Origin of the sequence: Pedobacter panaciterrae (assembly GCF_013204795.1) — a bacterium.
Taxonomy (GTDB): Bacteria; Bacteroidota; Bacteroidia; order Sphingobacteriales; family Sphingobacteriaceae; genus Pedobacter; species Pedobacter panaciterrae.
Genome location: NZ_JABMKW010000018.1, coordinates 58,347 through 84,604, shown reverse-complemented (window position 1 = coordinate 84,604; position 26,258 = coordinate 58,347). Strand labels below are relative to the sequence as shown.

Sequence of the window (26,258 nt, the reverse complement as noted above, 5' to 3'; positions counted from 1 at the left end):
AATATGTTTGCATATATTGATGGTAAGTTGACCTTTAAATGCCCCGCGTATATTGTAGTGGAAGCCGGTGGCGTAGGCTACCATATTAATATATCTCTAAACACATACAGCAGTCTTGCTGATGCGGAGCGATGTAAAATCTATACATGGCTTCATATTAAAGAAGATGCTCATACTTTGTATGGTTTTGCTGATGAAGGTGAAAGAAGGTTATTTCTGCACCTGATTTCGGTATCTGGTATAGGACCAAATACAGGAAGAATGATGCTTTCATCCATTACCCCTAATGAAATTCAGTCGGCTATTATCAGCGGCGACCTTCCGCTTATACAACGTATTAAGGGGATAGGTGTGAAATCTGCACAAAGGCTTGTGCTTGAGTTGCAGGATAAATTAAAGAAGGAAGGAACGGGGTCGTTAATTGCGGCCCCTTTAAACAATACTGTAAAGGAAGAAGCTTTATCGGCTTTAATGATGCTCGGGTTTGCTAAACCTGCATCTGAAAAGGCAATTGATAATGCAGTGAAGGTGGGTGGTCAGGATCTATCAGTAGAACAAATGATTAAGCTAGCCCTAAAAAATTTATAACTTTTTTTACTCTTGAAAAACAAATTAACGCTAATATTATCTCTCCTCTTGGTTATACTCTTTTGGGGAAAAAATGCTGTCTCTCAGGTAGTGGTTGGGCGGGCTGCCACTGATACGTCAAGAAATTTATTCGGGTTAAAAGAAAAGCAGCGGCTGGGAATAAGGCCACTGTCAAATTCCTTTAAGCCCTTACCGGAAAATGTGAAACGTGAGGTTGAGTATGATGCCATAAATAAAAGATACATTATTAGACAGCTGGTGGGCGATAAGTTAATAGCTGCCCCTCAATACCTAACCATCGCCGAATATCAGCGGTTGATAAGCAGTGAAATTAAGCGTGAAAACTGGAGGACACTTTCGAATGAGGAGATCAATGATGTAAGAAGAACCGGGATCATTCCTAGTTTGAGTATCAATAGTAAAGCCTTCGAGAAAATATTTGGCGGGAATACGATCAATATCCAACCGAGGGGGGAAGCGGAGCTTACCTTTTTGGGTAGAATAAACAGAAATGAAAACCCCCTGTTTAATGAACGCCAGAGGGTGCAGGGTAATTTTGACTTTAACCAGCGGATCCAGATGGATGTGATTGGTAATATCGGTACCAAGCTGAAAGTTAATATGAACTACAACACTGAAGCTCAATTCGATTTTGAGAACCAGATTAAGTTGGATTATACGGGTGGTGATGATGATATTATAAAGAAAATAGAGGCCGGGAATGTGAGCCTTCCTTTAAATACCACCTTAATTAGCGGAACACAAGCTCTATTTGGGATAAAAACACAATTGCAGTTTGGTAAACTGAACGTAAATACTGTTTTTACCCAGCAAAAATCGCAGTCGAGAGAAATACAGATTAATAATGGTGCACAGCAAAACGAATACAGGATCAGTGCAGATAATTACGAGGCAAACAAACACTATTTCCTTGCCCAGTATTTCAGGGACAATTACAATAAGGCCTTATCCAATCCGCCTACCATTACTTCGGGTGTTATCATTACAAAAATAGAAGTATGGGTTACCAATAAGGCCGGCAATACTCAGGATTCCAGAGATGTTCTTGCCTTTATGGATTTGGGAGAGAACAGGCCATATAATGCTACCCTGACCGGAGGAACCTCGGTACTTCCTTCGGCATTTAAGAATGCTCAGTTTCCAAGGCATTCAAATAATTTGTTGGATAGGTTGCCGGCAGATGCGAGACAAACCAACTCTAATGCAGTTATTTCTTTCTTTGAGCAAAGCAAGGGCACAGACAACTACGCGAAGCTCACTTATGCCAGAAAGCTAACCGAAAGAGAGTTTACTTTTCATCCTAAACTGGGCTATATCTCCTTAAATAATTCCCTGAATACAGACGAAGTGCTTGCCGTTGCGTACCGCTATACTTACAATGGGGTAGAATATCAGGTGGGTGAGTTCACTACCGATGTTCCATTTGACCAGGGGAGCCCTAAAGTTTTGTTCGCAAAGTTATTAAAGAATGAAACGACTAAAGTTAACCTGCCTACATGGGGACTGATGATGAAAAATATTTATTCTATAGGTGGATACCAAATCAGTCAACAAAACTTTAAGCTGGATATCTTTAGAATAGACGAGAAAACAGGTATTGAGAGACCAGTTATTACTGAGGGTGAGAAACTGGATGAATTTAAGCGGCCACTAAAAGATAAGTTATGGATACAGGTAGGGGGTTTGGATCGTTTAAATCAGCAGGATGAAGCAAAACCGGATGGGATTTTTGACTTCCAGGCAGAGAATAACCCTTTTAATTCAAATTCTAATCAGAACTCCTCAAACACATTTGGGAACAATAGTGCTTTTAACAATACCAATACAATTAATAATACCAATGGAAACACGGCCTACGTGCTTTCAAACACAAAAAATGGATACATTACTATAGATCCATTAAATGGGAGAATAATTTTTCCGCTTGTTGAGCCATTTGGAAGAGATCTGGCCAGTCAGTTTTTACCAACCGAACAAGCTTTTATTGATAAATACACTTACACTGCATTGTACGACTCGACCAAGGTTGTGGCGCAGCAATTGTTTACCAAACAGAACCGGTATATCATTAAAGGAAGTTACCAATCCGATATTGCCTCGGAGTTTAGCTTAAATGCCATCAATGTGCCGGAGGGATCGGTGAGGGTTTTTGCCGGAACAATTCCTTTACAGGAAGGAGTGGATTTTACAGTAGACTACCAGGGAGGAAGGGTGAAGATATTGAATACGGGAATTTTAATATCAGGCCAGCCGATACGAATATCAACAGAAAATAATGAACTTTTTGGGTTGCAGCAGCGGTCGTTATTTGGGGCAAGGCTGGACTATAAAGTAAATAATAAACTGAATTTGGGAGGTACAATCATGAACCTTTCTGAAAAACCGCTAACACCAAAAGTAAACATTGGAGAGGAACCGATTTCCAATACCATATGGGGGCTGGATATTAATTACAGTTCACCCTCAAGGTTTTTAACTAAGCTGGTTGATAAATTACCTTTCCTTTCTACCAAAGCCCCTTCGAGCATTACCTTTTCGGGAGAGTTTGCCCAATTGTTACCTGGCCACCCGAATGCGCTTAACTTTGGAGGTCAAAAAGGTGGCGTAAGTTACCTGGATGATTTTGAAGCCTCGAGATCAATAATAGATCTTAAAAGTGCTGTAGCATGGCAGTTATCGGGTACCCCTCAACTGTTCCCTGAATCAAATTTGACTAATGACCTTGCGTACGGCTACAATAGGGCGCGTATTGCATTTTATAATATTGACCCGACCTTTTACAATAGGAATGCGAGTAATTTACCTGCCAGCATAAGAAGCAACCGTACAGAATTGTCGAATCATTATGTGCGCGAAATTATAGAGCAGGAGGTTTTCCCTTTTAAAGAAACAAGTACCGGTCAATCTATCACCCTGCCAACTTTAGATGTTGCTTTTTATCCGACAGTGAGAGGACCTTATAATTATGCACCAACAGGATTTGGTTCTAATGGTCTGTTAAATAATCCTAAATCGAGATGGGGTGGTTTGTTCAGAAGAATTGAAACCAATGATTTTGAGGCTTTGAATATAGAGTTTATAGAATTATGGGTTATGGACCCAAATATTTATAAACCAAATTCTGCCGGAGGTGATTTGTATTTTAATGTTGGAAATATTTCAGAAGACATTCTGAAAGACGGACGTAAATCATTAGAAAATGGGTTGCCTGCAAATGGAGATCCAAGTAAATTTGATGAAACAAATTGGGGCAGGGTACCTAAGCTGCAACCGGTGGTTCAGGCATTTGACAATGATCCAGCTGCCAGAAGAACCCAGGATGTAGGGCTGGACGGGTTGTCGAATAATGATGAACGTGCCAAATTCGCCTCGCTTATTAATCAAATAAAGGGGCAGTTAAATCCAGATGCTGCTGCTGAATTAGAAAATGACCCATCATCAGATGACTATTCCTATTATCGGAGTAATGCACTCGATCAGGCTGGTGCCGGAATTTTAAAACGTTACCAGAGATATAATGGTACTGAAGGAAACTCTAAGACCCCTGAACAATCTCAGGAAGATTTTGGTGTAGAGAATTCAGCTTCTACTTCTTTACCGGATGGAGAGGACATCAACAGAGATAATAACATGACCCAGTCTGACGAGTATTTTCAATATAAGGTATCTATGCGTCCGGGAGATTTAATGGTTGGACAAAATTTTGTTACTGACAAGGTGACCTCGCAGGTTAAACTTGCTAATGGACAAACACAACCTGTTACCTGGTATCAGATCCGAATTCCATTGGCACAATACCAGCAAAAGGTTGGAAATATCCAGGATTTTAAGTCGATTCGTTTCATTAGAATGTTCCTGACCAATTATGCCGATACCACTGTGCTAAGGTTTGGAAAGATCCAATTGATAAGAGGTGAATGGCGCCAGTATAATGCAAATAACGATCCTGCACAGGTAATTGTTGATCCGGTGTTACAACCAATAGGAGCCGATAATTCGACAATAGAAGTAGCCACAGTGAACATTGAAGAAAATGGAAAACGTACCCCAATACCATATGTTGTTCCTCCGGGTATTGAAAGAGAACGCGATTTCAGCAATTATCGTGGTGATACCAGGCAGAATGAACAGTCGCTGGCGGTAACGATCAAAAATTTGAGGGATGGATACGGAAGAGCTACATTTAAAACCGCTATTAATGATTTCAGATCATACAAGCACTTGGAAATGTATATTCACCTTGAAGCCCTTGGGAGTAATGTGCTGAATAATAATGACCTGAGTGCCTTTTTAAGAATTGGGACTGATAATCAGGATAATTATTACGAGTACTCACAACCTTTAAGGGTTACCAATCCGGGAACAAGTGATCCTTATGCCATCTGGCCGGACCAGAATAAATTGGATATTGAACTTGAGATTTTTCAAAAAGCCAAGATAGCCAGAAATAAAGCTATGCTTAACGGGCAGCCATGGCCGGTAAATATCCCCTATGAATTTATCGAAAATGGGAAAACAATTACCATAAAGGGTCAGCCTGATATGAGTAAAGTCCGGGTTTATATGCTTGGTGTGAAAAATCCACTCAGGAATCCTGCAAACCCTGGTGAGGATGATGGGCTGGATAAAAATGCGGTGATATGGTTTAATGAATTAAGGTTGACGCAGTTTGACGAAAGAGGGGGGTGGGCTGCAACTGCAAGGATGAATGCACAACTGGCAGATTTTGCGGATGTAAACATTTCGGGAAGTAAATCTACGATTGGATTCGGCTCCCTGGAAAAACGAGTAAGCGAAAGAAACAGAGCTGATAATGTATTTTTTGATATCTCCTCGAGCATGGAACTTGGCAAGTTTTTACCTAACAAATCGGGGGTAAAGATTCCCATGTTTATTAGTTATTCAAGTCAGATAAGTACACCGCAGTATGATCCGAGAACGCCGGATATTGAATTGAAAACTGCGTTGGAAGGGGCCACTAAAGCAGAGAAAAAAGAGATCCTGAATTACGCACAAGATTATACTACACGTAATAGCATCAGTTTTACAAATGTAAGAAAGGAACGTACCGATCTTGATAAAAAACCTAAGCTATGGGATGTAGAAAATTTAAACGCAAGTTATGCCTATACTAAGTTTGCACATAGGGATTTTATTAATCAGAATAATATTCAGCAGACTTACAGGGCATCGTTGGCCTATAATTATGCCGGTCAGTCAAAAAGCTATGAACCGCTTGCCAAGATCATTAAATCAAATACGCTGGCATTATTAAAAGAGATCAACTTTAGCTTATTGCCTAATTCCATAAACTTTAGGATTGATCTGGACCGGTATTATTCAGAAAACAGCCTGCGCAACAATGACCCTAATAACGCCATTCCTATAAACACTACGTTTAATAAAAATTTCCTTGTTACCCGGGTATATGGTATTTCTTGGAACTTTACCCGTTCACTTACTTTAGATTTTGATGCCACCAATTACTCTATCATTGATGAGCCCGAGGGCAGAATTGACGGATTGAAAAGAGACACACTTTGGCAGAATTTAAAGCGACTGGGTAGAACTACAGACTATTCCCACAACTTAAATGTTACTTATAATTTACCGTTAAATAAGATTCCGGGAATGGACTGGTTAAATGTAACTACTCGTTACGGAACTAGCTTTAACTGGCAGACTGAGCCACTATCAACCCTTAGAAACCCACTTATAGATTTGGGGAATACCATTCAGAATTCAAGGATCATTCAGATCAATCCAAATCTGAACCTTGCCAGTCTATACAACAAATTCGGATTTGTTCGAAAGGCAGGTGCCGGGACTACAGATAAGCAATCGGGCACGGGGTTCTTTGTAGGTTTACTTACAGGAATTAAAAATATTGTAGGTGCTTATACGCAGACCAGGGGTATATTTATGCCAGGTTATTTACCTAAAACCAATTATTTTGGTATTGATGATGTGACCGGAGCTCCGGGATTGGGCTTTGTGTTCGGAAGTCAGCGTGACATTAGAAGTATGGCTGTTAATAATGGATGGCTCACTACGGATACTTTACAGACACAGCTTTATGTGAATACCTTGCGAGAGGATTTAAGCTTTACCAGTTTAATTGAGCCCATTCGGGATTTGACCATTACCCTTACTGCAAATAAGAATAGAACATCGAATTTCTCTACGAACTACAGATATGATAGAGACAGTCGTGAATTTGAGAATTTAAGTCCATATACAACCGGAGATTATAGCGTTTCATTTATTTCTTTACGCACCTCATTCTCAGAAAAATCGGGCAGTACGGTTTCTAAGTTGTTTAACCAGTTCATGGCCAACAGACAGGTGATTTCGCAGCGTTTGGGCGCACAAAACCCAAATTCAAGAGGAATGGTTGATGGTTATGCAGATGGTTACGATAAGAATGCCCAGGATGTAGTTGTTTCTGCATTTTTAGCAGCTTATTCGGGCAGAAGTGCCTCGTCAGTTAACCTGAACTCTCTTCCAAGTATTCCTTTGCCGAACTGGCGGTTGAATTACCGTGGATTAACCCGTATTGCTTTCCTTGCGGACCGGTTTAATTCAATAGACATCAGACATTCTTATCGTTCAGTGTACAGTGTAAACAGTTTTAACTCCCTATTGAGATATCAGGAAAGTAACGGATCTGTAATTAGCAGAGAAGATGCTGATGGGGGAAACTTTTTGCCTAAGTTCCAGTATTCTCAGGTAACTATTGCTGAACAATTTGCCCCGCTAATTGGTGTGGATACCAGATTGAAAAATAACATGACGGCTAACTTTGAGTATGGCCGATCGAGATTGCTGGGATTAAGTCTTGCAAACAGTCAGCTCGCTCAATTAACGGAAAACAATATGGTTTTTGGTTTGGGATACAGAACAAATAAATTCAGATTCCCTTTTGGGTTATTTAAAGGATTAAAGACTGATAACAATATGGATTTTAAGTTGGACATTGCATTAAGAGATAATAAGACTGTGATTTATCGTGCAGATATTACTGAGGCAGAAGTTTCATCAGGAGCGCAGAACATAACCTTTAGGCCGAGTATAGATTATGTGCTTAACCAGCGTTTTAATGTGCGGGTATTCTATGATTCTAACGTTACCAAGCCGTATACTTCGCAGACCTTTAACACCTCTTTCAGTAATTTTGGTTTTAGTTTAAGGATTACTCTGAATTAAGGATTGTTATAAACACTGATATTAATTACCTTTGAGCGCGCGCAGCTTATTTAATGTGTTGAGCGGTAAAAGATTTACGAAAAAATAAATTTAGAGAAATGAATTTTCCATCAGAATTAAAGTACACTAAAGACCACGAATGGCTTAGAATTGAGGGTAATGAAGCTTATATCGGTATTACTGATTTTGCCCAGCGTGAGCTAGGCGACATCGTGTACATCGACATAAATACTGTAGGTGACGAAGTGAGCAAAGACGAGGTATTTGGTACTGTAGAAGCGGTTAAAACAGTTTCAGATCTGTTTATGCCAGTAACTGCTACCGTGACAGAAACTAATGCTGCTCTTAATGACAACCCAGAGCTGGTAAATTCTGATCCATATGGACAAGGATGGATGGTTAAGGTTGCAGTTTCTGATCTTTCGGAAGTTGAAGGCTTATTAACCGCGGATGCTTACAAGGCACTTGTAGGAGCATAATTGATGAATAAATTCGGGGAATTAAAATATCAGGTCTGGGCCATTGTATGGACCATTGTAATTTTAGTGCTTTGTAATATGAAAATGCCTGATACCAGTGGATCAGGCTTTTTTTTTGAAGGCTTTGATAAATTGGTTCATTTGGGGTTCTTTTATGTGCTTACTATTCTGTTGTTTTATGGTAAAATAAAACATCAGCATAATTATAGCTTCCGCTCTCTGACCATATTTAAGATCATTGTGATTACAGCAGCACTTGGAGGTGGTATTGAATTGTTACAATGGAAGTTTTTTACTTACAGATCAGCAGAGTGGTGGGATTTTGGATGTGATATGACAGGTGTTTTTATGGGCGTTTTTAGCTATATCTTACTACACAAATCTAATTACAATGAAAAGACGATTTAATTTATTGATGCTGTTAATGTTTGTAGGATTAATTAGCAGCTGCAGCATTTTTAAACCAGGTTGTAAATGCCCAAAAGTTAGCTATTCCAGCTATCCACGTAAGTAATTGAATCAATTTAACAAGTAGCCCCTTATTTATTAAAGGGCTTTTTTATGACTATATATAAATCCCTGCTTATTTGGATTTATTATAAATTAAGTCTAAATTGCGCCTCAAAATAACACTTATACATAGATGAAACTTTCACAGTTAAATCCAGGAGAACAAGGTACTATCGTAGCGTTTACAGATCTTGAAATGTCTGTAAAATTAATGGAAATGGGATGCTTGCCTGGTGAAACAGTAGAAGTAGAACGTTTTGCGCCACTTGGTGACCCAATAGCTATTCGCGTTGCAGGATATCAACTTTGTTTGCGTAAAAACGAAGCGTCTATTATTATAATTCAATAATAATTTTGGCAAAAGATATTAAAATTGCTTTAGTTGGTAACCCCAACACTGGGAAATCTACACTTTTTAACCTGCTTACAGGATTAAATCAGAAGATTGGAAATTTTCCGGGTATAACTGTTGACAAGAAAGTAGGCTATTGCAAACTAGCCGATAATAAACAGGCTGAAATAATTGATTTACCTGGTACGTATAGCCTGTATCCAAAAAGCAAAGACGAAAGCATCGTATTTCAGGTGTTGGCTGATAAAAATAATTCAAGTCATCCTGATATTGTTGTGCTGGTAGCAGATGCAACAAACCTTCGAAGAAATTTATTGCTTTATTCGCAGGTGGCCGATTTGGGTGTTCCAATGGTTCTGGCACTTAATATGACCGATATGGCCAAAAAAGAAGGAATTGATATCAACATCAATAAACTTTCTGAACGGCTGGGGATACAAGTAGTAGCAATTTCTGCAAGGAGCAATTCGGGCTTAACTGAGCTAAAGGAAGCTATTGATAATACTACAAAAATTGCTACCCAGGTAGCGGGAGCGGATATGCATGTATTGGCGCCAGAGGCTATTAATTTGGTTAAGCAGCGCATCAAAACAGAAAATAATTACCTGTCCTTACAAATACTGCATCAGCACGAGCATCTTAATACATTTTCCCTTCAGGATCATGAAGCCTTTGAGCGGATAAAAGCTGAGCATACCTTTGAATCTTCTAAGTTACAAGCAGCTGAAACCATTGCCCGCTACAGGTATTTAAGCACCATTTTAAGTGGGGTGGTAGAAGATACCGGAGCGGCAAGGAAGTTTGTTTTTAGTGATAAACTGGATTCGGTACTTACCAATAAATTTTGGGGCTTTCTGATCTTCATTGGGATTCTATTTTTTATTTTTAATTCTATTTTCTCCTGGTCGTCTTATCCAATGGAGCTAATTGAATATGCTTTTGTGTGGCTTACTGAATACGGACACCAGCATCTGCCAGATGGTATTTTAACCAATCTTCTTTTAGATGGTGTATTGGCTGGTTTAGGTGGTGTAGTGATATTTATTCCTCAAATAGCGATCCTGTTTGCTTTTATATCTATACTGGAGGATACCGGCTATATGGCTCGAGTTACCTTTATGATGGATAAGATCATGCGAAAGTTTGGGCTTAGCGGTAAATCTGTAGTACCTATGATTGGAAGTTTGGCATGTGCCGTTCCATCAATCATGAGTGCAAGGAATATTGAAAGCTGGAAGGATCGTATCATCACTATTATGGTTGCTCCTTTGGTAAGCTGCTCTGCCAGATTACCTGTTTATACTTTATTGATTTCATTGGTTGTGCCAGAAAAGATGGTATGGGGCTTTATCAATTTGCAAGGCTTAACCCTTATGGGGATGTACGTTATTAGTATTTTGGCAGCAGTCGTGGTAGCTTTTGTGATGAAGTTCCTGATAAAGGCGAAAGAGAAATCATATTTCATTATGGAGCTGCCTGTGTATAGAATGCCGAGATGGACAAATGTGATTTATACCATGTATGAGAAATCAAAGACGTTTGTATTTGAAGCAGGTAAAGTGATTATTGCCATCTCTATTATCCTTTGGGTATTGGCAACGTACGGCCCATCTGAAAGGTTTAAACAAATTGATGATAAATATGCAGCTATAGAAGCGCAAAAAGATAGTGTGCAAATTAGCACATTGGAAAGAGATAGGGCCGCAGAGAAGCTTGAAAACTCTTATGCGGGTATTTTAGGGCATGTAATAGAACCTGCTATTAAACCCTTAGGATTCGACTGGAAAATAGGTATTGCTTTAATTACCTCTTTTGCTGCCAGAGAAGCTTTTGTAGGTACAATGGCTACTATTTATAGTGTGGATAATGATGGGGAGGTTGCTACCATCCGCAATAAAATGCGCGGGGCGCGGGATCCGGATACCGGCCTGCCTGTATTCACATTTGCCACGGCATTTTCCCTGATGTTATTTTATGCTTTTGCAATGCAGTGTATGAGTACTGTGGCAGTGGTATTCAGAGAAACCAAATCCTGGAAATGGCCTATTATTCAAATTGTGTATATGACCGGAATGGCATATGTAGCGAGTCTGATCGCCTATCAACTTTTAAAGTAATTTAATTATCTTGGCCTTTGTGAAAAAGGAGAATATCTTAGCACAATACATGCCTGTTGCCGCGGCTCCAATTATAGCCCGGTGGATAGATTATTTTCAATGTGAATTTAAGATTTCTAAGAACAGGGCAACAAAGCTTGGTGATTACAGACATCCATTTAAAGGTGCCGGGCATAAGATTTCGGTCAATAATGACCTTAATGCTTACGCTTTTCTGGTAACTACTGTTCATGAATTTGCTCATCTGCTAACCTGGAACGACCACAAAAATAAAGTAAAACCTCATGGTGATGAATGGAAACGGAATTTTAAGCGCATGATGGTACCTTTTATTGAACAGAATATTTTTCCTGAGGACGTACAATCTGCAATTGTAAGCTATTTAAATAACCCATCTGCCGCCAGCTGTACTGATTTGAAGTTGTCAAGAGCTTTGAAAAAATATGATCTGCTGTTAAATGTTTCCCGCCTGGAAGAGCTTCCTATAAACACCGTATTTAGCATAAAAGACGGAAGACAATTTAAAAAAGGAGAGCGACTGAGAAAAAGATATCGTTGTGTTTGTCTTGATAACGGGAATACTTATCTTTTTAATCCGTTAGCGGAGGTAACACTGCCCGCTACGGGTACATAAACGGCTTCTTTGTCTCTTACTTCCCATTTTATATTCAATTTTTTGTCCTTATAAATTGAAGGGTCTTTTAACAGACTATCCACATAGCTGTCCGTATCCTTTATTAAAATGCTTGCGGTATAGCCGCCGGCGATTTTACTTTTTAAGAGAATATACCTTTCATCCGGAGCAGATATAACATTATCGAAAACCAAATCAAATTTATCAGCGCCGTTAACTGCGTCGTTTAATAATTTTATGTCTTCATTGTATTCTTTTGTCTGATCGGAAGCTGTTTTCTTTCTGATCTGGAAAGGCTCTGCTTTAAGCGATGTGAGGGTGGCTGAACTGCGGAATTCTTCTTTAAAGGGGATATTATTTCTAAGATAGGTGCGATGATCCTCAAAAACATCTGTTCCCTGTTTGGTTATTTTGGCTCCCTCCCTCAACAAAATCAGGCTATCATTTTTAAAATAGTATTTTTTTATCTCATTGCTTATTCCTTCATCATTTTCGTACTGAGAAAACAATACCGGTTTGCCATTCCAACTGTATTTTTCTACACGCATCGTTGCCTGCCCCAGTTGATAAACCAGACTGATATTCTTTTCATAAGTATTGAGGGTTACATCAATGGAATCTGCATAAAGCAATATCGAAGCCTCTGTCATTGGAGTGCCAATACGCGCATTAACAAGATCGGCTTGAGGATGCTTAGGACCCTGATTACAACTCACAACAGTTATTGCGAGCAAGGAAAATAGAGATAATGATTTCATACGATGAACTTAGCTTGTGTTTAACTAACAGGCTATTATCATGCCAAGTTAAACTAGTAAGCCAACAGGCGTTTCACGGTATCCGGGAGGCTGCTTTTTGCCAGGAAACTATCTTCAAGCGTTTTGCTCATTGGTATGGCCGTGTCGGCACTTGCGCAACGCATAACCGGAGCATCGAGGTATTTAAAGCAATGTTCAGAGATCCATGCAGCCAACTCGGCGCCAAAGCCACAGGTTAACGTATCTTCATGTAAGATCAGGGCTCTGCCTGTTGTTTTAACTGCTGTGGCAACAGTTTCTTTATCCCATGGCTGCAAACTTCGTAAGTCGACTAGAGTGGCTGAAATCTCAGGATTTTCATCCAGATAAGAGAGTGCCCAGTGAACCCCTAGTCCATAAGTTATGATAGTTAGTTGTGTTCCATGTTTTAAAATACTGGCCTTTCCAATCTCTATGTTATAATATCCGGATGGTACATTGCCACTCAAACTACGATAAAGATATTTATGCTCGAAATACATTACAGGATTCGGATCGTCTATAGCGGAAAGTAGCAATCCTTTGGCATCGTAAGGGAAAGCCGGATAAACAACTTTTAATCCGGGGGTTTTGGTAAACCATGCTTCATTGCTTTGAGAGTGAAAAGGGCCGGCTCCAGTTCCTGCTCCTGTAGGCATGCGCACCACAACATCAGCTTTTTCTCCCCATCGGTAATGGGTTTTTGCAAGGTTGTTGACAATTTGATTGAAACCGCAGGTAACAAAATCTGCAAATTGCATTTCTACTACAGCTTTATATCCATTTATTGAAAGCCCTAAACCAGCACCAACAATAGCAGACTCGCAGATGGGCGTATTTCTAACCCTTGCTTTTCCAAATTCCCTTACAAAACCATCAGTAATCTTAAAAGCCCCACCATATTCAGCAATATCCTGCCCCATCAAAACAAGGTTTTCATGTTTTGTCATGCCTGTTCTCAGTCCATCTGTAATGGCATCTAAATAGCGTATTTCCCTTGGTAATCCGGTTGGTTCAGTAGCTTCAAACAAATACGGCGAAAACATGTCGTCAAGTTCTGTTTGTATGTCGGCAGTGGGCTCCTGGTCGCGAAAAGCAATTTCTATCTCCTGGTCAATATCTGTTTTGAATGAGGCCCTTATTTCCTGAACTAAGCGCTCTGTAAGAATATTTTGTTCAAGTAAGTACTGTTCAAAGTTTTTGAGCGGATCTTTTGCAGCCCATTTATCGAATAGCTCCTGCGGAATATACTTAGTTCCCGAAGCTTCTTCATGTCCTCTCATTCTGAATGTAAGGCATTCAATTAGGACTGGTCTTGGGTATTTCCGGATAGAAGTAGCTATCGAGTTCAGCGTATCATATACCTCCAGGATATTGTTGCCATCTACCTGAATTCCCTCAATTCCATATCCAATAGCTTTATCTGCAAGGTTTTTGCATTTGAATTGCTCATTTATAGGCGTGGAGAGCCCATAGCCATTGTTTTCTATAAGAAAGATCACAGGTAAGTTCCACACCGCTGCAACGTTTAGTGCTTCATGAAAATCACCTTCGCTTGTTGCCCCTTCGCCGGTAAACACTAAAGTCGCCTTCTCTTTATGTTCAATTAAATCCGCAAGTGCAATCCCATCAGCCAGTGCCATTTGAGGGCCAAGGTGGGATATCATCCCAATAATTTTATAATCCTGAGTCCCAAAATGAAAGGAACGATCTCTCCCTTTAGTAAAGCCTGTAATTTTGCCTTGCCATTGGGCCATTAGCTTTCTTAAAGGAATATCACGGGTTGTAAATACACCAAGGTTGCGGTGCATCGGCAGGATATATTCCTGAGCTTCCATTGCCATAGTACTGCCTACGGCAATAGCTTCCTGACCAATTCCTGAAAACCATTTGCCTATGCGACCCTGGCGCAGTAGGATTAGCATTTTCTCTTCGACCATTCTTGGATAAAGTAGGCGCTTATAGAAATTCAATAATGCGCTGTCACTTTTGTCTTTTCGGTCGAAGGTCATGCTTATAGGTTTTTAGATTCCTTATTTTTTTCTTCCCATTGCTTGGCAAAAGACTTTGGTGATATTACCGGCATGGAACGGTATTTACCCCATATTTTTCTAAATAGATTTTTAAGGAAGAAGTTCTTGATTTTTCCACTCAGGAAATCCATTCTTGATCTTTTTAACATGCCTACGTTCCAGATTTTCCAGCCTACTTCCTCGGCCTTACTATTGTCGTGGTTAGCAGCAGCGTCTCGTCTGTTCAGCAACAACATTTTATGAATGTCTATTTTAACCGGACAAACTTCTGAGCATTTTCCGCACAGGCTTGATGCGTAGCTTAAATGCTTGAAATCTTTCATGCCTTTAAGATGCGGGGTAATAATAGAGCCAATAGGGCCACTGTAAGTAGTATTATAAGTATGTCCGCCAATATTTTTATAAACAGGGCAAGCGTTGAGACAAGCACCGCAACGAATGCAGTATAAGCCCTGACGCTGTTCTTTTTGAGCAAGTAAATTGGTCCGTCCGTTATCAAGTAAGATTACGTACATTTCTTCCGGACCATCAGTTTCTTCACCTCTTCTGGGACCGCTTAGAATCGTATTGTAAACGGTTAGGTTTTGTCCCGTACCATGACTAGCCAAAAGCGGCCAGAAAAGATCAAGATCTGCCATAGAAGGAATGATCTTCTCGATACCCACAATAGCAATGTGTATTTTAGGGAAAGTTGTACACAGCCTTGCATTACCCTCATTTTCAGTTAAAGCAATGCTTCCTGTGTCGGCTATTAGAAAATTTCCCCCGCTAATCCCAATATCCGCTTTCAGGTATTTATCTCTTAAAAGCTCACGAGCCTTTTGGGTAAGCTGCTGAGGGGTATAATCGAGAGGGGTACCAAATTTTTCATGAAATAATTTAGCAATATCCTCTTTGCTTAAATGCATTGCAGGCGTCACAATATGATATGGGGGTTGCCCCAGTAGTTGTACTATATATTCGCCCAGATCACTTTCTAGGGATTCAATATCATTTTTTTCAAGAAAATCATTTAAATGAATCTCTTCTGTAGTCATGGATTTCGACTTAATTACTGTCTTTCCACCATTCTTTTTAATGATATTCAGAATTTCTTTTTGGGCTTCATTGGTGTCGTTTGCCCAAATTACTTTACCGCCTCTACGTTGGAAATTGGATTCGAACTCTGGTAAAAACTTATCCAGGTTCTCCATAACGCGCCACTTAATAACGTGTGCTTTTCTTTTGGAGTTCTCTAAATTTTCAAACTTGGATAATCCGCGTTCAACAGCAAGATTATATTTGCCTATGTTATGATTGATAGTGTTGCGATGTCCTAAATCGAAGGCCTTCTCATCTGCCTTCTCCAAAAATTCCTCTGATATATCCATCGTTTTCACCTGTTTTTATTTACCTATTCAATTCTCAGATATAGCTTTTTAAGGCTTTAAACCATTTCCCCTGGTTTTGAATCTTGTTAGTTTCAAACTTAGATAAAACTATGCAAGTATTCATGAAAAAAAGTAATTTGACTATTACATCTTTGGCGTGCCGTCGTCATTTTTATTAACCACCGGGCGCTTTAATCCATTGGCTAGTTCCCAGGCTGTAAAGTAAACCAATTTGGCTCTTTTGGCAAGCATAGGAAAATCTATCTTGCTTACCTCATCTCCGGGCATGTGGTAATCATCATGTACACCATTAAAATAGAAAATTACCGGAATGCCATGTTTGGCAAAATTATAATGATCAGAACGATAATAGAACTGATTAGGGTCTGTGCGGTTATTATATTTTTCATCGAGATTGATATTCACATAAGTTTTGTTGGCTTTTTTACCAATTCTGTCCAAATCTGAGCTTAGCATGTCTGAACCAATGATGTAAACGAAGTTGTTATCACTTTCGTGTGCCTTGTCGCCACGGCCAATCATATCGATGTTTAAGTTTGTAATGGTGTTTTCTAAAGGAAAGACAGGATTTTCTGAGTACCATTCAGATCCAAGTAATCCCTTTTCTTCACCTGTAACAGTCATAAATAAAATACTTCTTTTAGGGCCTTTGCCTGCTTTCTTTGCTTTAGCAAATGCTTCGGCGATTAACAACACACCCGTTGTACCAGATCCATCATCATCTGCACCGTTGTTGATTTTATCATCGCCTTTGGCATCAGGTGTAATACCAATGTGATCGTAGTGGGCTGTGATTATCAATACTTCGCGCTTTAGTTTGGGATCTGAACCCGGCAAAAAACCTAAAACATTCTCAGATTTAACTTTTTTCTCGACCTTGCTTGCGCTTGCGCACACGCTTATTTTAATCTCTTGTGGAGAAGGTTTTCCACTGTCAGTTATTTTCTTTTTAAGTACGTCGATGTTTGTGCTGGCTCCGGCAAGAATTTTATTTGCAAGTGAAGTCCCTATTGTGATAACGGGCATAGTTTGAGGAACATCCTGACGGTCCATCGTTTCCTTATTCTTTAATGCCATTTCTTCCGATTGCAGATAGCCTTTTAAATTGTCAGGCATATTATCAACAATAGGGTCAATAAGCAGAACTGCCTGTGCCTTTTGCGCTGTCAGATATTTAAGTTTGGCATTTAAAGCGCTGGAATTTCTTATAGATGCAGTAGGGGCGGGAGATCCGGGTTCTCCTGATTTAAAGATCATTACTACCTTTCCGGCTACTGTTTGGCCAGCATAATCGTTGTAATCATCTTTTGTTAGCCCATAGCCGGCAAATAATATGCTGTTGGCATTAAAAGCAAAACCTTTGGTCGAAACGGTTTTGGGCATAATGAAAAAATCAGTTAAAGGTTCGGCCGGTTGACCATCTACTGTTACTATTTGTGAAAGACCAAACGAAACTATGTCAACTGGCTGAAAGTAATCTCCGGATACAGGACCTTTTAAACCAATGGTTTTAAAGTGGTTTTTAATGTATTCGGCCGCCATCCAACCACCTTTTTTCCCAGTTTCTCTACCTTCGTATTCATCGGATGCCAATATTGACAGATGTTTGGAAGCATTATCTTTATTGATGGTCTGACTGAATTTTATGGCATCTTTATTTTGTGCCACTGCAGTACAGCCAATAAGTAATAAAAAACTTGAATATAAAAGCTGCTTTTTCATCTCGGCCGGATTAAATTTCTTAGGTTCTCTTTATTTCGATTGGTTTTTAGCAGGACATTTTTCCAACCCTTACACCATGCCTGCCGCCTTCAAAAGGTGTATTGATGAAGGTTGTTGCCATTTCCTTTGCAAGATCTTCTGAAACAAATCTGGCAGGAATGCACAAAACATTTGCATTGTTGTGTTGTCTTGCAAGAGCGGCAAGTTCATTGAGCCAGCAAATCGCTGCTCTTATTTGCTGATGCTTGTTTGCAGTAATTGCCACACCATTTGCGCTTCCGCATACTAAAATGCCAAAGGTATACTCGCCACTTTCGACTGCTGATGCTACAGGGTGTGCAAAATCAGGGTAATCAACAGATTGGCTTGAATAAGTTCCAAAGTCTTTAACTTCATAATCAGTTAGGTAGGATTTTAATAGCTCTTTATATTCAAAACCTGCGTGATCTGCGCCTATTGCAATTTTCATTTTTTTATCTATTGACATTTTAAAACTTTGTTATTTAATTAAATATTGTATTAAGCCTATTTTACCTTGGCCACACCATAAATATCTTTATTTCTTTTCTTCTCTATATTTGCAGATATAAAGATACTCAATTCATAAAGCAAGAATAATGGCAGTGCTACAATTAGCATTGTGTATGGATCGGCAGTTGGTGTAACTACAGCTGCTATTATTAAAATAAGAACAGTTGAGTATCTTCTGCTTGCCCGCATAAATGCCGGAGTCATTATACCTAATTTTGATAAGATATAGATGATGACCGGTAACTGGAAAATTACTCCGGAACCAAGCGTTAAGGTCATTACTGACGAAAGATAAGAGTCAATTGTAAAGGTATTTTGAATCTCAGGACTTACTGTAAAATTAGTTAGGAAGTTGATGGATAAAGGGCAGATGATGTAATACCCAAATAGTATACCTAAGAAAAACAGGAATGAAGCAAAAGCTACAAAGCCACTTGCAGATTTTCTTTCGTTCTCGTGCAGTGCTGGTTTTACAAATAACCAAAGTTCAAACAGGAGATAGGGGATACCCAATATGATACCTACCATTACACATGAATTCAGCTGGAGTGTGAACTGTCCGGCCATCTCTGTATTGATGATTTTTGCATCAATTTTTGTAATACAGAACTCCGGACCTATAGAAGGAAAGCGCTCTACCAGCTTACACATCATACGATAGGTCCAAAAGCTGGGGTTTTTTGGGCCCATAATGATCGTGTTGAAAATAAAATCAGTATAGTAAAATGCCCCAATGGTAAGTACCAGAACAATGGCTAATGCGCGCAATAAATGCTTTCTAAGTACGTCAATGTGGTCAAAGAAAGACATTTCCGCTTCTAATGTTTTCCCTTTTTCTTTTATAGCACCAATAAGGTCCCTTTTTTTAGTATCACTCATGTACGTTATTTGTAAAACAAAAATACCATTCTATTTTATTCAGAATGGTATTTACGTTTTAAATCTTATAAATAGTTTTTTCTATTCTGAAAATTCGAAGGTTTCCATAAACTTCGTGGTAAAATTACCAGCTCTAAAGTTAGGATCTTTCATCAATTTTAAGTGAAAAGGTATCGTAGTTTTTACACCTTCAATTACAAACTCACTTAATGCACGCTCCATCGTACTAATTGCTTCCTCGCGTGTTTGTGCAACACAAATTAATTTAGCAATCATAGAGTCGTAGTTAGAAGGAATTTGATAACCAGCATAAACATGCGTATCAACCCTTACACCATGACCACCGGGAGAGTGGAAGTTGGTTATTTTACCTGGACAAGGTCTGAAGTTGTTAAAAGGATCTTCCGCATTAATCCTGCATTCAATTGCGTGCATATCAGGCATATAGTTTTTGCCAGAAATAGGAACACCTGAAGCCACTTTAATTTGTTCTTTGATCAAATCGTAGTTGATTACTTCTTCAGTTACCGGATGCTCAACCTGAATACGGGTATTCATCTCCATAAAATAGAAGTTGCGGTGTTTGTCAACCAGGAATTCAATTGTACCGGCACCTTCGTATTGAACAGCGATTGCCCCTTTGATAGCAGCTTCGCCCATTTTCTCTCTTAACTCAGGAGTCATGAAAGGAGATGGGGCTTCTTCAACAAGTTTCTGGTGACGACGTTGTATTGAACAATCGCGTTCAGATAAATGGCAAGCTTTGCCATACTGATCACCAATGATCTGGATCTCGATATGACGTGGGTCTTCGATGTATTTTTCTAAATATAATCCATCGTTTCCAAAAGCAGCACCCGATTCTTGTCTGGCGCTATCCCATGCATTTTCGAACTCTTCATCTTTCCATACCACGCGCATTCCACGACCACCACCACCGGCAGTTGCTTTCAGGATAACCGGATAACCCATGCCGTTGGCAATTTTTATACCTTCTTTAACACTTTCAAGTAAACCTTCAGATCCGGGAATAGTAGGAACGCCTGCTTTTTTCATGGTCTCTTTAGCCGACGCTTTGTCGCCCATAGAGTTGATTTGTTCAGGTGTTGCTCCAATAAATTTAATACCGTAATCACGGCAAACGGAAGAGAATTTAGCATTCTCAGATAGAAATCCGTAACCTGGGTGAATTGCATCTGCATTTGTTAATTCAGCAGCAGATATAATGTTAGGAATACTCAGGTAAGAATCTTTACTTGGTGGCGGCCCTATACAAACAGCTTCATCAGCAAAGCGTACATGTAAGCTTTCCCTGTCAGCAGTAGAGTAAACAGCTACCGTTTTAATGCCCATTTCTTTACAGGTGCGAATAATTCGCAATGCGATTTCGCCCCTGTTGGCAATTAATATTTTCTTAAACATATATTTTTCCTTTTCGTCATCCTGAAATTTCAGGAGTAGTATTTATTGATTTTTTGTCTTCAAGAATGCTACGCAGTTTATTTCAGGATCTATTTTGAATATGGAGATACCGAAATTCAGCCTGACGGATTAAATTGGTTCTACTAAAAACAATGGCTGATCATATTCTACTGGTGATGCATTATCAACAAGTACTTTTACGATTCTTCCAGAAACTTCACTTTCTATTTCATTGAACAATTTCATTGCTTCAATAATGCAGATTACTTTACCAGTAGAAACCTCGTCACCAACGTTTACAAATAGTGGCTTATCAGGACCCGCTGAGCGATAAAATGTTCCTATCATTGGAGATTTAATGGTAATGTATTTTGAAGTGTCCTCAGCTGCAGGAGCTGCTTTAGTTTCTGTAGCTGACACCGGTTGTGGCGCTGCGGCTGCAGGGATTGCAGACGTAACAACAGGAGCTGGAACAGTAGCATGAACAACTGTTGGGGTCTGATTTGTTTTAATAGTTATCTTGAAGTCTTTTTGCTCAATAGCGACTTCATTTACGCCCGAACGAGAAACAAATTTAATAAGTTCCTGAATTTGTTTGATATCCATTTTTTGGTGTTATTTTAAGAAAACAATGTGTTTTTAGAATTAACTAAGTTATGATTAATTATGATAAAATCATCATGAGTTTGCATTCAAAAAATCTATAAATGCATCTCATAACGACTTAAAAGTCTTTAAGTTGTATTCTGATTAAAAATTTAATACGCCCATTTTAAGTAAACCGAACCCCATGTAAAACCACCGCCAAAGGCTGCAAGTATAATGTTGTCGCCTTTCTTCAACTGACTTTCCCATTCCCATAAACATAGGGGGATGGTGCCGTTAGTAGTATTACCATAGCGCTGAATGTTGATCATCACCTTTTCAGAACCAACTCCCATTCTTGAAGCTGTGGCATCAATAATTCGTTTATTGGCCTGATGAGGTACTAACCAGGTTACATCTTCAGAAGTAAGATTATTGCGATCCATAATTTCAGCTGCAACATCCGCCATATTGGTTACGGCAAATTTGAAAACAGCCTGCCCCTCCTGATAAACGGCATGTTCATGGTTATCAACTGTTTCATGGGATGCCGGTCTTGCAGAACCACCAGCTTTCTGGTGCAAAAATTGTCTGCCTGAACCATCGCTCCTAAGGATAGAGTCCATTACTCCGAATCCTTCTTCGTTTGGTTCTAAAAGTACGGCGCCACAACCATCGCCAAAAATAATGCAGGTAGTACGGTCCTGGTAGTTAATGATGGACGACATCTTATCGCCTCCAACTACTAAAACCTTTTTGTGTTTACCCGATTCAATAAACTGAGCTCCGGTTGAAACACCATAAATGAAACCAGAGCAAGCTGCCTGAAGGTCGTAACCCCATGCATTTTTTGCTCCAATTTTGTCTGCCAGTATATTAGCAGACGCAGGGAAAGGTAAATCAGGTGTAGTCGTACAGAAGATGATCAGTTCGATCTCTTCAGCAGTGATTCCACGTTTTTTAAGTAAGCCATTAACAGCATGAACTGCCATATCTGAAGTGCCTAAACCTTCACCTTTTAGTATTCTGCGCTCTTTTATGCCTGTTCTGGACGTGATCCATTCATCCGTAGTGTCTACAATCGATTCTAGCTCTTTGTTTGTAAGCACGTATTCGGGAACGTAGCCATTAACAGCCGTAATCGCAGCATGAATTTTACTCATTTCTTGATATTAATTATTAAAAGCGGCTTGTATCTTGCCTACCAAGCCTGTAGTAATCATGTCTCTGGACTGTAATATCATATTTTTTACTGCCGTAGGACTAGAAATTCCATGTCCTATAACAACCGGAGCATTTACACCAAGAACCGGGCTTCCGCCGTAGTTCTCGTAATTAAAGCGGTCAAAGAATTCATCCTTTAAACCTCTTTTTAATGTTAGTACATAGAATGATTCTGCAAGTTTAAGCATTACATTTCCAGTAAAGCCATCACAAACAATTACATCGGCCTTATCATTAAATAAATCCCGGCCTTCTACATTACCTATAAAGTTAAACAGGTTGGTATCTTTCATTAAAGGGAATGTTGCCAAACTCAGCATATTTCCTTTTTCATCTTCCTCACCAATATTCATCAAGGCTACTTTAGGATTGCTTATACCCATTACATTTTCTGCGTACAAGCTTCCAAGAACACCAAATTGTAATAAAGTATCAGGCTTACAATCTGCATTGGCGCCTACATCCACCATTAAACCTACGCCACCGCTAAGCTTTGGTAAAAAAGTAGAAAGACATGGTCTTATGATTCCGGGAATAGTTTTTACACTAAAAACGGCACCAACAAGCATGGCTCCCGAATTACCGGCGCTTGCAAATGAATCAAGTTTACCTTCTTTAAGTAAATTGAAACCTATAGAAATACTGGAATTAGGCTTCTGAACGATAGCCTTAGTGGGATGTTCACCCATACCTATTACCTCCTCGGTATGAACATATTCAAAGAGATCCGGATCAAATCCGTTTTCGGAGAGTAAAGGTTTAATCTGCTTCGTATCTCCAATAAGCACTATCTGCTCATCTGGAGATAACAATGGATGGGCTGCTATTGCTCCTAAAACATTTGCTTTAGGAGCATAGTCTCCGCCCATTATATCGAGACCTATTTTCATAGTAAAAAATCAGTTTGTGTATAAGGTAAAATCACCCTTGTTTCCAGTCTCTAAGTTAAACTTTCAAAGACTTAAAACACAAACTATTTTTCAGAAAATTAACCTATTGAGGTGTTTTCAATAACCAATTTACCGTTGTAGTACAAGTTACCATCAACGTTGTAAGCGCGGTGAGGTGTGTGGATTGCACCTGTTGTTTGACAAGTAGCTAAAGAAGGAGCTTCTGCTTTATAGTGGGTTCTTCTTTTATCTCTTCTACTTTTAGAAATCTTGCGTTTTGGATGTGCCATTGCTGATTTATTTAATTATTATTTTAATTTTTTTAATGCTGCCCAACGTGGGTCATCATCTTGTTGTTCTTCTTCTTCTTTTTGTGATCCGATAGAAAGACTTTCCAGTCTTGCTATCATTTCCTGGTCGCATTGCTGGCCTTCGCCATTTTGCTCGCATATTTTTATATATGGTACAGATACTGTGATGAATTCATAAATAAGTTCTGATACATCGATCTCACTTTCTTTTTTACTAAGAACAATGATCTCCAGATCATCACTCTCTAACTCATCTTCAGCAAATTTTACAATCTGCCTTTCCTGTACGCTTATTGGTGCTCCAAACTCGGCTAAACATTTGTCGCAATCTAAAATTATAGTTCCTTCAATATGGAACTGCAAAATCAGCATTGTTTCTTGTTTGTCTAATTCAACGCTAGCTTTTAAATCACCTTTTTTTACTAAAGAGTATTCAAAAGCATCAAAAAAGCTGTTATCAATCTCAAAATCAAACTGATGTTTGCCAATTTTTAAGCCGGTAAATGGGATTGAAAATTGTTTTAATGGTTTCAATTGTAACAAAATTTTAGCCCGCAAATGTAAGAATTAATTTGACATTTCTAAAATGTTATTGAAAAATAAAATACTCTTAATTTGCGTCATCCTTCATGTCTGCCGCAGTTTCAATAATTTTTCCACCACTGCGCAGTTGATTTTTTAATAATTCTTCTTGTTCTCTGCGGTTTTTCACAATGTGAGTAGCGGCAAAAACGGCTTCTATAAACGAAGTCGGATCTGCAACATTCTTTCCTGCTATATCGTATCCTGTACCGTGGTCTGGCGAAGTGCGTACAATCTTCAATCCAGCACTATAATTAACACCTGTGCTAAAAGCAATTGTTTTAAAAGGGATAAGGCCCTGGTCATGGTACATGGCCAGTACAGCGTCGAATTGCTTATACCCACCATTACCAAAAAAGCCGTCGGCAGGGTAAGGGCCAAAGCAAATTACTCCTTTGTCGAAAGCTTCCTGAATAGCAGGTGTAATAATATCGGCCTCTTCTTTTCCTAATAAACCATTGTCGCCAGCGTGAGGATTAAGACCCAGAACTGCAATTTTTGGTTTTTCTATCCAAAAGTCTTTCTTAAGACTTTCATTCATCATTACCAGTTTCTTTACAATTTTGTCTTTAGTAATACTTGCAGATACCTCTGTAATTGGAATATGTCCGGTTACCACACCTACACGAATGTCCTCGCTTATTAAAAACATCAGCACATCATCACTACCGCTGCGTTGTTGCAAGTACTCTGTATGTCCAGGGAAATTAAAAGTATCAGATTGGATATTGTGTTTATTAATAGGAGCAGTTACCAATGCATCAATATTGCCATTAATGAGGTCGTCTGTGGCTTTCTCTAACGATAAAAGGGCATATTTGCCGCCAATTTCGTTAGAAACTCCTAAGTCTATTTTAACATCTTCTTCCCAGCAATTGATCAGGTTTGCTTTTTTAGGATTAGCTGCATCAGCGTTATTGATCACATTAAAAACAAGATCATTCATGCCTAATGCCTTACGGTGATAAGAAGCAACTTTAGTATGGCCATAAACAATTGGCGTACAATAGTCCAGGATGCGGTTTTCAGATAAGGTTTTAAGGATAACCTCTAATCCTATGCCGTTTACGTCACCTATACTTATACCGATTTTAATTTTATTGCTCATATCTAAATAGAAAATTTAGCGCAAATTACAGAATTTCACCTGAATGTTAGTCCGATACTAGTAAAAGTTTACTTATTTTGCACCTTTTAATAGATCAGGATATGAGTTTGGTAAAGGCAAAAAAGCATTTAGGGCAACATTTTTTAACGGATAAAAACATTGCGGCAAAAATAGTAAACGGCCTTATTCATACCGATAAATACAAACAAGTACTTGAGGTAGGCCCGGGCATGGGAATCTTATCAGATATTTTACTGGAACGGACAGACCTTGAAACTTTTTTAATTGATATAGATGTGGAATCGTATCGTTTTCTGCAGGAAAAATATCCTCAGCTTGGCGATAGACTAATAAATGGTGATTTCCTGGCATTAAATCTTTCTGAGATTTTTCCTGACAAGTATGCGATCATCGGAAACTTTCCTTATAATATTTCTTCTCAAATCCTGTTCAAGATTCTCGAAAACAGAACACATGTTGTGGAAATGGTTGGTATGTTTCAGAAAGAAGTTGCAGAACGCTGTGCATCTAAGGCAGGGACTAAAGACTACGGCATTTTAAGTGTGTTGATCCAGGCTTATTACGATATTGAATACCTGTTTTCTGTTAAGCCCGGTACATTTAATCCCCCACCAAAAGTAAATTCAGGTGTGATCAGGCTCAGCCGGAATAATGTAGAAACACTGCCGTGTGATGAAAAGCTTTTCTGGCGTACCGTAAAAGCGGGTTTCAATCAAAGAAGAAAAACATTGCGTAATGCGCTATCCGGGGTGGTACCTAAAGATAAAATGGATGACCATGCCTTTTTTGATAAACGTGCGGAGCAATTAAGCGTTGCAGATTTTATAGCGCTAACACAGCATTTAGCACAGCTATCTCAGTAAAATCAAATCACTA

General features: G+C 39.1%; 21 protein-coding genes. 8 read left to right on the top strand and 13 right to left on the bottom strand.

Translation table 11 applies throughout. The features are described 5' to 3' along the window. Positions 1 to 3: 3 nt before the first annotated feature. The 7 genes from ruvA (at position 4) to HQN86_RS16005 (ending at position 11,907) form a co-directional block, all read left to right on the top strand. Positions 4 to 588 carry a Holliday junction branch migration protein RuvA gene (gene ruvA, locus HQN86_RS16035; RefSeq protein ID WP_068888257.1) on the top strand — a complete coding sequence of 195 codons (585 nt, stop codon included), beginning with the start codon at positions 4 to 6 and terminating at the stop codon, positions 586 to 588. A gap of 54 nt (positions 589 to 642) precedes the next feature. Beyond that, positions 643 to 7,815, top strand: coding sequence for a T9SS outer membrane translocon Sov/SprA (gene sov / locus HQN86_RS16030; protein ID WP_449580846.1), 7,173 nt, complete (start codon positions 643 to 645; stop codon positions 7,813 to 7,815). 98 nt (positions 7,816 to 7,913) lie between these two features. Next, positions 7,914 to 8,294, top strand: coding sequence for a glycine cleavage system protein GcvH (gene gcvH / locus HQN86_RS16025; RefSeq protein ID WP_172661940.1), 381 nt, complete (start codon positions 7,914 to 7,916; stop codon positions 8,292 to 8,294). A 3-nt stretch (positions 8,295 to 8,297) separates the two neighbouring features. Beyond that, a complete protein-coding gene (locus HQN86_RS16020; RefSeq protein WP_172661939.1) occupies positions 8,298 to 8,702 on the top strand; it encodes a VanZ family protein in 405 nt (134 codons plus the stop codon). Between the two features lie 235 nt (positions 8,703 to 8,937). After that, positions 8,938 to 9,153 (top strand): FeoA family protein, encoded by a 216-nt coding sequence (locus HQN86_RS16015; RefSeq protein WP_048903622.1) that lies wholly within the window; start codon positions 8,938 to 8,940, stop codon positions 9,151 to 9,153. Positions 9,154 to 9,158: 5 nt separating this feature from the next. Then, positions 9,159 to 11,273, top strand: a complete 2,115-nt coding sequence (feoB, locus tag HQN86_RS16010) for a ferrous iron transport protein B (protein ID WP_172661938.1) — start codon at positions 9,159 to 9,161, stop codon at positions 11,271 to 11,273. Between the two features lie 49 nt (positions 11,274 to 11,322). Next, positions 11,323 to 11,907: a SprT-like domain-containing protein gene (locus HQN86_RS16005; protein WP_172662414.1), complete on the top strand. Its 585-nt coding sequence runs from the start codon at positions 11,323 to 11,325 to the stop codon at positions 11,905 to 11,907. Here HQN86_RS16005 and HQN86_RS16000 read toward each other — a convergent pair. From HQN86_RS16000 to pdxA, 13 genes are all read right to left on the bottom strand, one after another. Further along, positions 11,856 to 12,665 (bottom strand): hypothetical protein, encoded by an 810-nt coding sequence (locus HQN86_RS16000; protein WP_172661937.1) that lies wholly within the window; start codon positions 12,663 to 12,665, stop codon positions 11,856 to 11,858. The genes HQN86_RS16005 and HQN86_RS16000 overlap by 52 nt on opposite strands. Positions 12,666 to 12,718: 53 nt before the next feature. After that, complete coding sequence (locus HQN86_RS15995) at positions 12,719 to 14,695, bottom strand: alpha-ketoacid dehydrogenase subunit alpha/beta (protein WP_172661936.1); 1,977 nt, start codon at positions 14,693 to 14,695, stop codon at positions 12,719 to 12,721. 2 nt (positions 14,696 to 14,697) lie between these two features. Then, on the bottom strand, positions 14,698 to 16,086 hold the full coding sequence (locus HQN86_RS15990; protein ID WP_172661935.1) for a LutB/LldF family L-lactate oxidation iron-sulfur protein: 1,389 nt from the start codon (positions 16,084 to 16,086) through the stop codon (positions 14,698 to 14,700). Between the two features lie 144 nt (positions 16,087 to 16,230). After that, entirely contained in the window at positions 16,231 to 17,829 is a 1,599-nt protein-coding gene (locus tag HQN86_RS15985; RefSeq protein WP_172661934.1) for a M28 family peptidase, read from the bottom strand. A gap of 46 nt (positions 17,830 to 17,875) precedes the next feature. Next, positions 17,876 to 18,298 (bottom strand): ribose 5-phosphate isomerase B, encoded by a 423-nt coding sequence (gene rpiB, locus HQN86_RS15980; protein ID WP_216854433.1) that lies wholly within the window; start codon positions 18,296 to 18,298, stop codon positions 17,876 to 17,878. A gap of 56 nt (positions 18,299 to 18,354) precedes the next feature. Continuing rightward, positions 18,355 to 19,239, bottom strand: coding sequence for a twin-arginine translocase subunit TatC (tatC, locus tag HQN86_RS15975; protein ID WP_172661932.1), 885 nt, complete (start codon positions 19,237 to 19,239; stop codon positions 18,355 to 18,357). Between the two features lie 81 nt (positions 19,240 to 19,320). Beyond that, on the bottom strand, positions 19,321 to 20,661 hold the full coding sequence (gene accC, locus HQN86_RS15970) for an acetyl-CoA carboxylase biotin carboxylase subunit (protein WP_172661931.1): 1,341 nt from the start codon (positions 20,659 to 20,661) through the stop codon (positions 19,321 to 19,323). A 129-nt stretch (positions 20,662 to 20,790) separates the two neighbouring features. Then, positions 20,791 to 21,267: an acetyl-CoA carboxylase biotin carboxyl carrier protein gene (gene accB, locus HQN86_RS15965; protein WP_172661930.1), complete on the bottom strand. Its 477-nt coding sequence runs from the start codon at positions 21,265 to 21,267 to the stop codon at positions 20,791 to 20,793. 152 nt (positions 21,268 to 21,419) lie between these two features. Beyond that, on the bottom strand, positions 21,420 to 22,409 hold the full coding sequence (locus tag HQN86_RS15960; protein ID WP_172661929.1) for a beta-ketoacyl-ACP synthase III: 990 nt from the start codon (positions 22,407 to 22,409) through the stop codon (positions 21,420 to 21,422). Between the two features lie 9 nt (positions 22,410 to 22,418). Next, the gene (gene plsX / locus HQN86_RS15955; RefSeq protein WP_048903634.1) at positions 22,419 to 23,360 is read right to left on the bottom strand and encodes a phosphate acyltransferase PlsX; all 942 of its coding nucleotides are present in this window, start codon (positions 23,358 to 23,360) and stop codon (positions 22,419 to 22,421) included. A 98-nt stretch (positions 23,361 to 23,458) separates the two neighbouring features. Continuing rightward, positions 23,459 to 23,650, bottom strand: a complete 192-nt coding sequence (rpmF, locus tag HQN86_RS15950) for a 50S ribosomal protein L32 (protein WP_048903635.1) — start codon at positions 23,648 to 23,650, stop codon at positions 23,459 to 23,461. Between the two features lie 18 nt (positions 23,651 to 23,668). Beyond that, positions 23,669 to 24,205 (bottom strand): YceD family protein, encoded by a 537-nt coding sequence (locus tag HQN86_RS15945; RefSeq protein WP_172661928.1) that lies wholly within the window; start codon positions 24,203 to 24,205, stop codon positions 23,669 to 23,671. 76 nt (positions 24,206 to 24,281) lie between these two features. Next, complete coding sequence (pdxA, locus tag HQN86_RS15940) at positions 24,282 to 25,361, bottom strand: 4-hydroxythreonine-4-phosphate dehydrogenase PdxA (protein WP_172661927.1); 1,080 nt, start codon at positions 25,359 to 25,361, stop codon at positions 24,282 to 24,284. Between the two features lie 101 nt (positions 25,362 to 25,462). Between pdxA and rsmA the strand changes: the two genes are divergently transcribed. Then, positions 25,463 to 26,245, top strand: coding sequence for a 16S rRNA (adenine(1518)-N(6)/adenine(1519)-N(6))-dimethyltransferase RsmA (gene rsmA, locus HQN86_RS15935; protein ID WP_172661926.1), 783 nt, complete (start codon positions 25,463 to 25,465; stop codon positions 26,243 to 26,245). The last annotated feature ends 13 nt before the right edge of the window (positions 26,246 to 26,258 follow it).